Origin of the sequence: Acrocarpospora macrocephala (genome assembly GCF_009687865.1) — a bacterium.
In the GTDB taxonomy this organism is placed as follows: domain Bacteria; phylum Actinomycetota; class Actinomycetes; order Streptosporangiales; family Streptosporangiaceae; genus Acrocarpospora; species Acrocarpospora macrocephala.
Genome location: NZ_BLAE01000031.1, coordinates 61,087 through 73,789, shown reverse-complemented (window position 1 = coordinate 73,789; position 12,703 = coordinate 61,087). Strand labels below are relative to the sequence as shown.

Sequence of the window (12,703 nt, the reverse complement as noted above, 5' to 3'; positions counted from 1 at the left end):
ACGTGATAATTCCGCGGCCCAGGAAACTGGCCGTTCTCGGGGGCACTGTCGCGTACGACCCTGAGCGTGTCCGGCTCGCACCACCAGACCCAACACTCGGACAGGAAGGCTACCGTCTGGAAATATCCCCCACGGGCGTCGACCTCACCGCCGGAGGCGACGCGGGCCACTTCTACGCCCGCCAAACCCTCGCCCTATACGGCGACGCGCTCCCCCACGCCACGATCGAGGACCGCCCCAAGTACCCCTGGCGCGGCCTCATGCTGGACGTCGCCCGGCATTTCATGCCGACGGACTTCATCCGCAGATTGATCGACCTGCTGGCCCTGCACAAGCTCAACGTGCTCCAGCTGCACCTGAGCGACGATCAAGGCTGGCGCCTGGAGATCAAGCGGCACCCCCGGCTCACCGAGGTGTCCGGCGATCATTACACGCACGACGACATCCGGGAGCTCGTCGCGTACGCGTCGGAGAGGTTTGTCCGGATCGTCCCCGAGATCGGGCTCCCGGGTCATGTCCAGGCCGCGCTCGCCGCGTATCCGCATCTGGGCAACGACCCCTCCCGCCAGCTGCCGGTGTGGGACGCCTGGGGAATCAGCCCGCACACGCTCAACCTGGAAGAGTCCACGATCACCTTCTTCGAGGAGGTGCTGGACGAAGTTATCGAGATATTTCCGGATCAGTACGTGCATGTGGGCGGGGACGAATGCCGTCCCGGCGAATGGGAGAGAACCCCCCGCGCCCAGGAGCGTATCCGCGAACTCGGGCTCCCCGGCGCGCACGCGGCCAGGAGCTGGATCATGACGAGGATGGCCGAGCACCTCCAGCGCCGAGGACGCCGCCTCGTCTACTGGCACGAGAAAGCGGACGGCCCTCCCGGCGCGACCACGATGACCTGGCTCGACGAGCAGAGCGGCCCGCTCGCCGCCCTCGAAGGCCGCGACGTCGTCCTAGCCCCACATACCCGGACATATCTCGACTACCCCGTCGAATTCCAGCCGGGCCCCTTCGCCCCCGACCGGGTCCTCACGCTGTCCGACGCATACCACTTCGACCCACCCCCCGCCCCACCCGGAGCGGACGGCCGGATCCTCGGCGTGCAAGCGCAGCTCTGGACCGAATACATGCCCACCCCCGACGACGTCGAGCGCCAGACCTTCCCCCGCCTGTGCGCCTTCGCCGAAGTGGCCTGGGGCTCCCCCCAGGACTACCCGGACTTCCTCCGGCGGCTCGACCCGCACCTGGCCCGGCTGGCCGCCCAGGGCATCCATATCGGGCCGCTCATTCCGTAGACCTCGGGGGATTCGTACACCGAAAGGAAGAATGTTGTCCAGAAAGAAGTGGTTAGCCGGCGGACTGGTGTCCGCTCTCGCCCTCATCGGCCTGGTCGCCCTCCCGGCCGACGCCGCGACATCCGTCCGCTTGCAGTACAAGACCAGCGCCTCCGGCGTCACCGCCGACCAGGTCGAACCCTGGTTCAACCTGATCAACAACGGCACCACCGCGATCCCGCTGAGCGGCCTCAAGATCCGCTACTACTTCAAGGCCGACTCCGCCTCGCAGCAGTACCGCTTCGCCTGCTCCTGGGCGGTCGTGTCCTGTTCCACGGTCACCGGCACCTTCGGCGCCATCTCGCCCGGCACGGCCACCGCCGACCGCTACCTGGAAGTCGGCTTCACCTCCGGCACCCTGGCCACCGGCGCCCAGTCCGGTGACATGCAGCTGCGTTTCTACCGCGCCGACTGGCAGCGCATCACCCAGAGCGACGACTACTCCTTCGGGACGAACACCTCGTACATCGATTGGACGAAGGTGACCGTCTACCAGAACGGCACCCTGCTCTGGGGCACCGCGCCGACCGGCGGCAACCCATCGCCGTCCCCGTCTCCGTCGCCGTCGCCCTCGCCGAGCGGTCCCCCGCCGGGCGGCTCCGGCGTGGTGTTCGACGACTTCAACTACACCGACGCCAACGACAGCACCATCAGCGCACACAACTGGACCATCCGCACCAACCAGGGCGGCCCCGGCATCCCCGGAGCGACCTGGCCGCAGGGGAACATCTCCTTCCCCGTCGTCTCGGGCACCAACAAGGCGCTCCAGCTCAAGTCGGTCACCGACGGCACCTCGGCCGGCACCCAGCAGTCCGAAGTGCTGCACCAGCGCAAGTTCCTGGAGGGCACCTACGCGGCCCGCGTCAAATTCTCCGACGCCCCGATCAGCGGCCCCGACGGCGACCACATCGTGCAGACCTTCTTCACGATCACGCCGCTCAACCAGGACCTCGACCCGAACTACAGCGAGCAGGACTTCGAGTATCTGCCCAACGGCGGCTGGGGCGAGCCCGCCAACATCATGTACGCCACCTCCTGGGAGACCTACCGCAACGAACCCTGGCTGGCGGTCAACGTGCACACCGAGAACCGCATCAGCTACGACGGCTGGCACGACCTGGTCCTCCAGGTCTCCGGCGGCCAGATCAAGTACTACATCGACGGCGCGCTCTTCGCGACGCACGGTGACATCTACTACCCCGAGACGGTCCAGTCGGTGAACTTCAACCTGTGGTTCATCAGCGGCGGCCTGCTCGGCAGCTCGACCCCCCGCACGTACGTCCAGCAGGTCGACTGGTTCTACCACTCCAAGAACGAAGTCGTCGCGCCCACCGAGGTCCTCAACCGGGTCAACTCCTACCGGTCCGCCTCGACGCGCTGGGTGGACACCGTGCCCAGCGTCTGATCATCCGGCCCGGCTCGCGCGTATTCGGGGCGCGCGAGCCGTCCCTATTCCGCCACGTTCTTAAGCGCCTCCCGCCGGGAAAGCCCGCTGATGCCGTGGTTGTTCACGTAACGCACGACCTCCCGCGGATCGGTCTTGGCGTATTCGCGCAACGCCCAGCCGATGGCCTTCCTGGCGAAGAACTCCGTATCCGACAGGCTCGGCTCGATGCACGCGTAGAGCAGCCCCAGGTCGGTCCTGTCCTTGAAGGTGTTCTGGCACAGGATCGAGGTGCGGCGCTTCCACAGATCGGGATCCCGCGCCCACTCCAGCATGGTGACCTTCATCGTGTCCGGGAACAGCCGCAGCAGCGTCCCGATACGATGCACGGCCAGTTCGTCCACCAGGTCCCACCAGGCCCCGGTGACGATCATCTCCTCGTACATGGGCAGCGTGTAGAGCGTCTGCCAGTCGCGGTAGAGCCGCGACCCGGTCAGCTCGATCGCCGCATACCGCTCCTCGCGATACTCGGCCTCCCGCCATAACGTCAGCACGGCCTTGCGCCACTCCGGCGCCGAACCCAGCCGGTGCCCCGCGAACACCTTCTTCAGCGCGGTACGGCGCGGCCCCGACTGCACCCCGAGAAACGGCAACTCCGACTTCATGTACGCGCGCATCGCGGGCGCCTTGACCGGGTCGGCGACCTCGGCCAGCGCCCCCCGCACGGCCTCGATGATGCTCATGCCTGCTGGCTGGTCCGGTCCCCGGTCGCGAGCCCGTCGAACAGGACCTTGACGTAGTGCTCGGCCAGCCCGGCCGTGTTGAGCCGCCCGCCGGGGCGGAACCAGCGCACGGCCACCCAGATGGTGTCGCGGATCATCCGGTAGGTCAGCTTGGGGTCGACGTCGCCGCGGACCTGCCCGACGGCCTGGCCGCGCTTGATCTGCTCGATCCACATGCGCTCGACCTCGTCCTCGGCCTTCACCAGGTAGTCGAAGCGGTTGTCGGGAAGCGAGCGCAGGTAGCTCCAGTCGTTCTGCATGACGGTGATCGCGGCGCGGTGCAGCTCGAGGGTGCCGAACCCGATCCTGACCATCTCCGACAGGACCGCGCGCGGATCGCCGTCCGAGTGCAGGGCGGCCCGGTAGCGGGCGATGAGGTCTTCGAGGAACGTGCGCAGCACCTCGTCGACGATCGCCTCCTTGGAGTCGAAGTGATGGTAGAGACTCCCGGACAGGATGCCCGCCTCCTCGGCGATCTGCCGGACGGTGGTCGCCTGGAAGCCCTTGCGCGCGAAGAGCTCCGCGGCGAGTTTCACCAGGTGGTCCCGGCGCTCGGAAACGGCGCCGGCCATGCTGGTGCCCCGCCTGCCCCCGGTCTGACGCTTGACCGTGGTCGTGCTCTTTCGCTGATTCACGTGCTCCATTATGAGCCTTTCGAACAATGGCCTGTTCGCGTAACCTGCGGCGAGTCGCCTGCTCACCCCATGTTCCACCTGCGACCAAGCGCTTGTTGCATAACGGAACAAGGTTCTGCGCTCAGGCGGGCCTGAAGGAGTCCCTGGCCTCCGGGGCGGCGTGTTTGATCATGAGATGGCGGACCACGGAGTACTCCTGGACCGCCTCCTGGCTCATGTCCTTGCCGAAGCCGCTGCCCTTGACGCCGCCGTGCGGGGCCTCGGAGGCGATGGGCAGGTGATCGTTGATCCACGTGACGCCGACGTCGAGCTGGTGGGCGACGCGCAGGGCGCGCGCGACGTCCGCCGACCAGATGGAGGAGGCCAGGCCGTAGGGAGTGTCGTTGGCCAGGCGGACGGCCTCCTCCTCGGAGTCGAAGGGCAGCGCCACCAGGACCGGGCCGAAGATCTCGCCCTGCACGATCTCGCTGGCCTGGTCGGCGTCCGCGATCAGGGTGGGCGGGTAGTAGAAGCCGGGGGCGTCGATGGGCTTGCCGCCGAGGAGCACGCGGCCGGAGGCGCGGGTGACGAAGCCGTGGACGCGGTCGCGGTGGGCGGCCGAGATGAGCGGGCCGATGTCGGTCTCGTCGGACCAGGGGTCGCCGGGCCTGACCTGTTCCATGGCGGCGTGCAGGGCCTCCAGCGCTTCGTCGTAGCGGGATCTGGCGATGTAGACGCGGGTGGCGGCGGTGCAGTCCTGGCCGGTGTTGTACGTGGCGCCCATGGTGACGCCGAAGGCCATGTCCGCCAGCGAGGCGTCGTCGAAGACGAGGGCGGGGGCCTTGCCGCCCAGTTCGAGGTGGACCCGCTTGAGGCCGTCCACGGCGCCGCGCATGACGGCGCGGCCGGTGGCGGTGGAGCCGGTGACGCCGACCATGTCCACGCCGGGGTCGGTGACCAGGGCCTGGCCGATGCCGGCGCCGCCGGTGACGACCTGGAGCAGGCCGTCGGGGGCGCCCGCTTCGGCCATCAGGGCGGCGAGGCGGAGCGTGCTGCGCGGGGTCGCGGGGGCCGGTTTGATGACGACGGCGTTGCCGGCGGCGATGGCGGGGCCGATCTTCCAGACGGCCATGATGAACGGGAAGTTCCAGGGGGCGATCGAGCCGATCACGCCGATCGGGCGGCGGATGAGGGCGGAGGTGTAGCCGGAGCTGAGCACGCCCGCGCCGGTGCCGTCCAGGGAGCGGGCCGCGCCGGCGAAGAAGCGCAGGTTGTCGATCGCGAAGGGGAGCTCGCCGTCCCGGAAGACGGCGGCGGGTTTGCCGGTCTCCTCGACCTCCAGGCGGGTCAGCTCCTCGGCGTCGGCTTCCACCAGGTCGGCCAGGCGCAGCAGGAGCCGGGCTCGGTCGGCGGGGGTGGTGTCCCGCCAGTGCGTGAAGGCGTCCCGCCCGGCCCGTACGGCCGCGGCGACGTCGGTGGGAGTGCTGTCAGGGACCTCGTCGACGGGTTCTCCGGTGGCGGGGTTGATGAGGATGGTCATCGGGTGGTTCCTTACCTGTTCAACTGTCAAAGCCGATGCCGAAACGGTCCAGGGCGCGCAGCCAGGGCCCTCGGCGGCCCTCGTTGGCGTCCGCGCGGGCCAGCGCGCGGCGGGTGAACTCGACCACCGGCCAGCGCAGGGGCTCCGGCGGGAACGGCACGGGGTGCCGCCGGACCATGCGCAGACCTGTTCTGGGGGTGTCCCTGCGGGCGAGCAGGTCCAGGCCGACCAATGCCCCGAATCGGGACGCTCCGACGCCGAGACCGGTGTACCCCAGCGCGTACGCCACCCGCCCGCCCATCGCGGTCCCGAAGAAGGGCGTGAAACGGCTGGTGGAGTCGATCATGCCGCCCCAGCGATGGGTGAAGCGCAGACCCCGCAACTGGGGAAATGTCGTGAAAAAGTGCTGAGCGAGCAGCTGGTGGGAGGCGGGGCGCTGCTCGTTTCCGGTGCCGCGGAAGTTGTAGACGGCGTCGTACCCGCCCCAGAGGATGCGCTGGTCCCGGGTGAGCCGGTAGTAGTGGAACTGGTTGCCCACATCGGTGATGCCCTGGGCGTCCGGCCAGTTCAGCGCGGCGCGCTGGCCGGCGTCCAGCGGTTCGGTGACGAGCACGTAGTCCCAGACGGGCAGCACGAAGTTGCGCAGCCGCCGCAGCGGGGCGGGGAACGCGTTGGTGGCCAGCAGCACCTGGCGGGCCGTCACGGCGCCCCGGCCGGTGGTCGCCCGGACGGCCGATCCGGATCGCTCCAGCCCGGTGACGGGCGTGTTCTCATAAATCCGGATACCCAGATCGCCCGCGACCCGCAGCATCCCCCACGCCAGCCGGGCCGGATCGACCAGCCCGCCGTTGCCCCGGATCCGCAGCCCCGCCAGATAGGTCGGCGAGTTCACGTCGGCGCGCATCTCCTCGGGGCCGAGGAAGGTGACGTCCTCGCCGTACTCGCGGTGCCGCTTCTCGGCGCGGCGGAGCTCGTCGACATGGTGCGGCGCGACGGCGACGCTGGTCTTGCCGACCAGGCGGAGATCGGCGTCGATGGCGTGTTCCTCGACGAACGCCGCGATCTGCGCCAGGTTCTCCCGGCCGAGGGCCAGCAGCAGCGCTATCTCCCCAGGCCAGCGATGCACGCCATGCGCCAGCCCGTGCGTCAGCGAGTCGGAGATGAAGCCGCCGTTCCGCCCGCTCGCCCCGAATCCCACGGTGTGCGCGTCGACCAGCACGACATCGCACGCGGGGTTCTCCCGCTTGGCGAGCACCGCGGCCCACAATCCCGTAAAACCCGCGCCCACGACGAGCAAATCCGCAGTAGTACGCCGGTCCAAAGGTGGGTATGCCGGAAGAGTTTGGCCATCCGTCCAGTAGACCCGGGGAGCTGCCTCCTTGAGCACCGCATCTCCCTTCGTGCCATGTTTGTTGAATCGTGATTCAAATACCCATCGAGTTCCTACGTCAAGACCTGCGAGACTAGTTGTGAGATCGTTCAGACGGGGACGGGTGTCATGACTCAGCGCAAGAGCAAGGCAGATCGGCGGATTGAGCTGATCGACGCGGCGCGGCGCGCGATGATCCAGCACGGCGCGGAGGGCGTTCATCTGAACCAGATCGCGGAGGAGGCGGGCCTGACCTCGGGCGCCGTCCTCTACCACTATCCCGACCTGCGCGACCTGCTCATCGAGGCGCACCACGCGGGCATGGAGCGCTTCTACGAGCAGCGGATCAAGAAGATCAGCGGCATCGCCGACCCGGCCCAGAAACTCATGGTCACGATCCGCTCCGGCCTCCCCCAGGGCCCCGACGACGCGGGCGTGCGCCTGCTCTGCGAACTCGGCGGCGCCGCCGGCCGCAACCGGGTGTACGGCACGCTGCTCACCACCCTCTACGACCGCCAGGTCTCCATGTACCAGACCATCCTGGAGGTCGGCGCCGCCCAGCACGCCTTCACCCTCGCCCAGGACTCCGAGACCATCGGCCGCAACCTGGTGGCCCTCGAAGACGCGTACGGCTACCGCATCGTGGCCAGGCACCACACGATCGGCGCGGACGAAGCCGCGGAGCTCATCCTCGACTACGCCCGCCTGGCCACCGGCCACCCGCTCAAGGCGAGCATCCCGCACCGCACCACGGCGACCCGCAGGCCATCCGTGCCGCGCACCCAGAGCGCCTGACCGCTACGCGGGCACGAGCACGGCGTCGTCCGGGTTCCAGAACAGCCCGACCGCCGCGCCCGGGGCGATCCGCGCCGACCCCTGCGTGGCCACCAGCACCTTCCGGTCATGTCCCGGCACGTCCACCGCGATGTGCGAGATACCGCCGAAGAAGCTCACGTCGACCACGGTTCCGTCGGCGGCACCGCGTCCGGGGTCGCCGAGCCGGACCCGCTCGGGGCGCACGGCCAGGACCGCGATCCCGTTGGGCAGGTCGGTCTTGCAGGGCAGCGGGCCGAGGCCCGGGACTTCGAAGCCGCCGGCGGTGACCGTACCGGTGAAGAGGTTATTGGCGCCGATGAAGTCGGCGACGAACCGGGTGCGCGGCCGGTCGTAGAGGGCGATGGGGGCGTCGACCTGCTCGATCAGGCCGTTGTCCATGACGGCGATGCGGTCGGCGAGGGACATCGCCTCCTCCTGGTCGTGGGTGACGACCACGAAGGTGATGCCGACCTCGTGCTGGAGCCGCTTGAGCTCCAGCTGCATCTCCGCGCGGACCTTCTTGTCCAGCGCGGACAGCGGCTCGTCCAGCAGCAGCATGCGGGGGCGCTTGACGATGGCCCTGGCCAGCGCGACCCGCTGCTGCTGGCCGCCGGACAGCTGGGCGGGCCGCCGCCCGGCCATCGTGTCCAGGCCGACCTTCTCCAGCACCTCGCCGACCCTGGTCTTGATCTCGGCGCGGGGCAGGCCCTCGCGCTCCAGGCCGTACGCGACGTTCTTGGCGACGGTCATGTGCGGGAACAGCGCGTAGGACTGGAACATCAGGTTGACCGGCCGCCGGTGCGGCGGCTGGCGCAGCAGGTCGGCGCCGTCGAGGCGGACGTTGCCGCGGTCCGGCCATTCGAAGCCGGCCAGGATGCGCAGCAGCGTGGTCTTGCCACACCCCGACGGCCCGAGCAGGGCGAAGAACTCCCCCGCCTTGATGTCGAGCGTGACATCGGAAAGAGCGACGACGTCCCCGAACTTCCGGGACACTCCCTCGATGGAAAGCAGCGTCATTTGAACGACTCCGTCAGTCGGGTCATCCGCTGGACGGCGATCACGGCGGTGAAGCTGACCACCAGCAGGATCGTCGCCAGGGCGTTGATGTCGGGGGTCACGCCGAAGCGGATCATGGAGTAGATCACGATCGGCAGCGTCGGTTCGGTCGGCTCGGCGGTGAAGAACGCGAGCACGAACTCGTCGAGGGAGAAGGTGAACGCCAGCAGCGCGCCGGCGGCCACGCCCGGCATCAGGCCGGGCAGCGTGATCCGCAGGAACGTGGGGATCGGGCCGGCGCCCAGGTCGCGGGAGGCCTCTTCGAGGGACATGTCCATGGAGGCCAGGCGGACCCGGACGACGACGGCGACCAGCGGGATGCCGAACGTCAGGTGGGCCAGCAGGATCGAGTGCAGGCCGAGGGTGAACCGCACGGTGGAGTAGAAGATGAGCAGCCCGACCGCGAGCATGAGTTCCGGCAGGATGGCCGGGAGGGTGGCCAGCGCGTCCAGGATCTTGGACCGGGTGTAGCGGGCCAGGCCGACGGCGAGCATGGTGCCGACGACCGTGGCGATCACCGTCGTGCCCACCGCGACGATCAGCGTGTTGACCAGGCCGCGCAGCACGTTGTCGTTCTCGGCCAGCGCGCCGTACCACTTCAGGCTGAAGCCGTCGAAGCCGAACGGCGAGTCGCTGGAGTTGAACGACATCACCACCATGACCACGATCGGCGCGTAGAAGAACACGTACGTCAGCCAGAGCGGCACGTAGACGCCCAGGTTCCGCCTACGCATTGCGCACCCTCCTGGAGGCCACGGCCTGGGCGATGAGCAGCACGAACGTGAAAACAATCATGACCAAAGCCAGCGTCGCGCCGAACGGCCAGTCGCGGGCCTTGAGGAACTGGTCTCTGATCATGTTGCCCACCATGATCGCCTTTCCGCCGCCGAGCAGTTCCGGCACCACGTAATTGCCGAAGCTGGGCACGAACACCAGCACCGCGCCAATCAGCGCGCTGGGCAGTGTCAGCGGCAGCGTCACGCTGAGGAACGTGCGGAACGGGCTCGCGCCCAGGTTGGCGGACGCCTCACGCAGCCGGGGATCGAGCTTCTCCACGGCCGAGTAGATCGGCAGAATCATGAGCGAAAGGTAGCCGTAGACGAGGCCGAGCACGATCGTGCCCTCGTTGTAGAGGAGCTCCAGCGGCTCGTCGACCAGCCCGAGCCCGGTGAGCGCGTCGTTGACCAGGCCAGGACCGGACAGCAGCACGATCCAGGCGTAGATGCGGATCAGGAAGTTCGTCCAGAACGGCAGCATGATCGCCACCAGGGCGATGGTCTTCCAGCGCGGCGGCAGTTGCGCGATCGCGTAGGCGGTCGGGTAGCCGATCAGCAGCGCGATCAGGGTGACCAGGCCGGCGATGACGAGCGAGTCGCCGATCACGCCCAGGTAGAGGGGGTCGTTGAGGCGGGCGAAGTTCTCCAGGGTGAACTCGTAGACGACCCCGCCGAAGCGTCCTCGCGGGAAGAACATGTAGGTCAGCATCAAGATCATGGGCACGATGGCCAGCACGATCAGGGCGGTCAGTCCGGGCGCCAGGAAGAACACCGCCGCGGCGGCCCTTCCCCAGCCTGGCGGCCTCCGGGAAGTCTCCGAAGCCTTCGTGAGATTTCCGGACAAGCGGCGCTCCCTTCCTGATGATTCGCGAGTGTTGCAGGAGAACTCAACTTAGACAAGACTTTGCTGGGCACGGTGAGCTTTACATTTGTGTTTCTTGTTGAAGCGACGTTCAGGAGTAGGCGTGGACACTCCACGGTGGCGGCTGTCGGCGACGGCCACCCTGATCCCGGGACGCCCGATCGAACCGGGCCTCTCGGAGACGCTCCTGCGCACCCTGCTGGATCCGCCGGATCCTTTCGTCGTACGGAGCATGCGTCCCCTTCCGCCCATCCCGGCCGGGGAACGGGTGATTCCGGCCGATCAGACAAACCACTCGGTGATCGTAGGTGAAACCGTAGTGGTTAAGTGGTTTGCGAGGCCTTCTGATGATTCGCCCGCGCCTGAGTTGTTCGCGCATCTGGCGGAGGTGGGGTTCCGGGCGATCGCGGAGCCGTACGCGGCGGTGTTCTGCGGGGATGAGCTGCTGGCGCTGGTGACCGCATACCTGCCCGAGGCCAGGGATGGCTGGGAGTGGTGCGTCGATGAGGCCGTTTCGGGGGGTACGGCTTTCGCGGGCGAGCTCGGGCGGATGGCGGCGGAGTTGCATGTCGCGCTGGCGACGCCGTCGAGTGTGTTGCCGGATCCTGTGCGGGTGGCGGAGGCGTCGTGGGCGGGGCGGGCGTTCGAGGCGCTGGGTGAGGCGCTTCGGGTGACCGAGGACGCGGAGGATTCGGCGTGGCTGGCCGCGCATGAGGGGGATCTCCGGCGTGAGCTCGCGCCGCTCGCGGTGGCCGGGGAGACGCCGGTGGTGCGTGTTCATGGGGATCTGCATGTGGGGCAGGTGCTGCGGTGGCGGGATGGGTTGGCGATCGTGGATTTTGATGGGAATCCGACGGTTTCGGGGGCTTTGCCGTACCAGCCGGTGGCTCGGGATCTCGCCCAGCTGACCACCAGCCTTGAGCATGTGGCCCAGGTGGCCGTGAAGCGGCGCGGGGCTGATCCCCAGGCGATGGCCGCATGGTCCTGGATGACCCGCGAAGCCCTCGAAACCGCCTATGTCACGAAATTGGCGGAAGCCGGACAGTCAGAGCTCCTGGATCGCTCACTCCTGCGCCCCTTCGAGATCGAACAGGAATGCCGCGAACTCCTCTACGCCGCCCACCACCTCCCCCGCTGGCGCTACGCCCCCATGGGCGTCCTCCGCACCTGGTTCTAGATCGAAAGGCCCTTGATGGACGCGGCGTTGTATTTGGCTGATTTGGAAGCGAAGCCTGAGGCGCTGTTCGCGCTTGCCGATGCGTGGGATGGGGGTGATCTCCTGGGTGGGGTGCCGTTGGATGTGCGGCGGGTTGTCTTCTTGGGGATGGGGAGTTCCCGGTACGCGGCGGGGGTGGCGGCGCTGCGGTTGCGGGTGGCGGGGATTGACGCGGTGGCGGAGTATGCCTCGGCGGCTGGGGGGTATCCGGCTGATGCGTCGACGTTGGTTGTGGCGATTTCGGCGTCTGGAGGGAGCCGGGAGACGCTGGACGCGGTGGCGCGGTATCGGGGGCGGTCGCGGGTGGTCGCGGTGACCAACCAGGTTGAGTCGGCGGTCGCGGAGGGCGCGGATGTGGTGGCGCCGATGCTGGCCGGGGCGGAGAACGGTGGCGTCGCTTGCCGGACATTTCAGCACACGCTGGCTTTGCTGCTGGGGCTCGTTGATCGGTTGACGGGGACAGGTGGCGATATTTCGGGACTTGTGCGGCGGGTGGCGGAGGCCAGTGCTGATCTGCTCGATCGGCGGGGAGCGTGGCTGGATCAGGCGATCTCGCTGCTGGACGGGCCGCATGGCGTGTACACGATCGCACCCGCCGAGCGATTGTCCTCCGCGCAGCAGTCGGCGCTGATGTTCCGGGAAGGCCCACGGCGTCAGGCCGACGCCTGCGAGACCGGAGACTGGTCACACGTGGACGTCTACCTCACCAAGACCTACGACTACCGCGCCCTGTTCTTCCCCGGCTCTCGCTACGACGACCAGGCGATGGAGTGGATTCGCCAGCGCGAATCGACGGTCCTGACGGTGGGCGGCGAACTCCCCGGACAAAAGGCGTCGATCCGCTACCGCCACGACGACGACCCCGACGTGGCCCTGCTCACCGAAACCCTGATCGCCGAACTGATCGCCGCGTCATTCTGGCAAAGATCTCCAGTTGGATAGCATTGCTGTCTAATC

Annotated in this window: 12 protein-coding genes; 5 read left to right on the top strand and 7 right to left on the bottom strand. The window is 68.2% G+C overall.

Annotated elements, in window-relative coordinates; all coding sequences use genetic code 11:
• The first annotated feature begins 2 nt into the window (after positions 1-2).
• Both Amac_RS25955 and Amac_RS25950 read left to right on the top strand, forming a co-directional pair.
• Entirely contained in the window at positions 3-1,292 is a 1,290-nt protein-coding gene (locus tag Amac_RS25955) for a beta-N-acetylhexosaminidase (protein WP_155357010.1), read from the top strand.
• A gap of 31 nt (positions 1,293-1,323) precedes the next feature.
• Positions 1,324-2,736, top strand: coding sequence for a cellulose binding domain-containing protein (locus Amac_RS25950; protein ID WP_155357009.1), 1,413 nt, complete (start codon positions 1,324-1,326; stop codon positions 2,734-2,736).
• A 44-nt stretch (positions 2,737-2,780) separates the two neighbouring features.
• On the opposite strand, the gene Amac_RS25945 is transcribed toward Amac_RS25950, so the two are convergent.
• The 4 genes from Amac_RS25945 to Amac_RS25930 all read right to left on the bottom strand — a co-directional run bounded on the left by Amac_RS25945 (position 2,781) and on the right by Amac_RS25930 (position 7,038).
• Positions 2,781-3,458 (bottom strand): DNA alkylation repair protein, encoded by a 678-nt coding sequence (locus Amac_RS25945; protein ID WP_155357008.1) that lies wholly within the window; start codon positions 3,456-3,458, stop codon positions 2,781-2,783.
• Complete coding sequence (locus Amac_RS25940) at positions 3,455-4,069, bottom strand: TetR/AcrR family transcriptional regulator (protein WP_246268705.1); 615 nt, start codon at positions 4,067-4,069, stop codon at positions 3,455-3,457. The genes Amac_RS25945 and Amac_RS25940 overlap by 4 nt, the downstream gene beginning before the upstream one ends.
• A 184-nt stretch (positions 4,070-4,253) precedes the next feature.
• On the bottom strand, positions 4,254-5,651 hold the full coding sequence (locus Amac_RS25935) for an aminobutyraldehyde dehydrogenase (protein ID WP_155357006.1): 1,398 nt from the start codon (positions 5,649-5,651) through the stop codon (positions 4,254-4,256).
• A gap of 19 nt (positions 5,652-5,670) precedes the next feature.
• Positions 5,671-7,038: an NAD(P)/FAD-dependent oxidoreductase gene (locus tag Amac_RS25930; RefSeq protein ID WP_246268692.1), complete on the bottom strand. Its 1,368-nt coding sequence runs from the start codon at positions 7,036-7,038 to the stop codon at positions 5,671-5,673.
• 111 nt (positions 7,039-7,149) lie between these two features.
• Here Amac_RS25930 and Amac_RS25925 point away from each other — a divergent pair, with 111 nt between their 5' ends.
• Entirely contained in the window at positions 7,150-7,815 is a 666-nt protein-coding gene (locus tag Amac_RS25925) for a TetR/AcrR family transcriptional regulator (protein WP_155357004.1), read from the top strand.
• 3 nt (positions 7,816-7,818) lie between these two features.
• Here Amac_RS25925 and Amac_RS25920 read toward each other — a convergent pair whose 3' ends face one another.
• Genes Amac_RS25920 through Amac_RS25910 form a run of 3 tightly spaced genes read right to left on the bottom strand, consistent with a single transcriptional unit; the run spans position 7,819 to position 10,512 of the window.
• Positions 7,819-8,853: an ABC transporter ATP-binding protein gene (locus Amac_RS25920; RefSeq protein WP_155357003.1), complete on the bottom strand. Its 1,035-nt coding sequence runs from the start codon at positions 8,851-8,853 to the stop codon at positions 7,819-7,821.
• Complete coding sequence (locus Amac_RS25915; RefSeq protein ID WP_155357002.1) at positions 8,850-9,626, bottom strand: ABC transporter permease; 777 nt, start codon at positions 9,624-9,626, stop codon at positions 8,850-8,852. Before Amac_RS25915 ends, Amac_RS25920 begins: the two co-directional genes overlap by 4 nt.
• On the bottom strand, positions 9,619-10,512 hold the full coding sequence (locus tag Amac_RS25910) for an ABC transporter permease (protein WP_246268691.1): 894 nt from the start codon (positions 10,510-10,512) through the stop codon (positions 9,619-9,621). Before Amac_RS25910 ends, Amac_RS25915 begins: the two co-directional genes overlap by 8 nt.
• 121 nt (positions 10,513-10,633) lie before the next feature.
• On the opposite strand from Amac_RS25910, the gene Amac_RS25905 reads away from it, so the two are divergent.
• Positions 10,634-11,707 carry a hypothetical protein gene (locus Amac_RS25905; RefSeq protein ID WP_155357001.1) on the top strand — a complete coding sequence of 358 codons (1,074 nt, stop codon included), beginning with the start codon at positions 10,634-10,636 and terminating at the stop codon, positions 11,705-11,707.
• 15 nt (positions 11,708-11,722) lie between these two features.
• Positions 11,723-12,688, top strand: coding sequence for an SIS domain-containing protein (locus tag Amac_RS25900; protein WP_155357000.1), 966 nt, complete (start codon positions 11,723-11,725; stop codon positions 12,686-12,688).
• Positions 12,689-12,703: the final 15 nt, after the last annotated feature.

Excerpts from the sequence above, each read along its gene's own strand:
- Amac_RS25950 (WP_155357009.1), top strand. The coding sequence starts at position 1,324 with ATGTTGTCCAGAAAGAAGTGGTTAGCCGGCGGACTGGTGTCCGCTCTC.
- Amac_RS25945 (WP_155357008.1), bottom strand. The coding sequence starts at position 3,458 with ATGAGCATCATCGAGGCCGTGCGGGGGGCGCTGGCCGAGGTCGCCGAC.
- Amac_RS25940 (WP_246268705.1), bottom strand. The coding sequence starts at position 4,069 with ATGGCCGGCGCCGTTTCCGAGCGCCGGGACCACCTGGTGAAACTCGCC.
- Amac_RS25935 (WP_155357006.1), bottom strand. The coding sequence starts at position 5,651 with ATGACCATCCTCATCAACCCCGCCACCGGAGAACCCGTCGACGAGGTC.
- Amac_RS25925 (WP_155357004.1), top strand. The coding sequence starts at position 7,150 with ATGACTCAGCGCAAGAGCAAGGCAGATCGGCGGATTGAGCTGATCGAC.
- Amac_RS25920 (WP_155357003.1), bottom strand. The coding sequence starts at position 8,853 with ATGACGCTGCTTTCCATCGAGGGAGTGTCCCGGAAGTTCGGGGACGTC.
- Amac_RS25915 (WP_155357002.1), bottom strand. The coding sequence starts at position 9,626 with ATGCGTAGGCGGAACCTGGGCGTCTACGTGCCGCTCTGGCTGACGTAC.
- Amac_RS25900 (WP_155357000.1), top strand. The coding sequence starts at position 11,723 with ATGGACGCGGCGTTGTATTTGGCTGATTTGGAAGCGAAGCCTGAGGCG.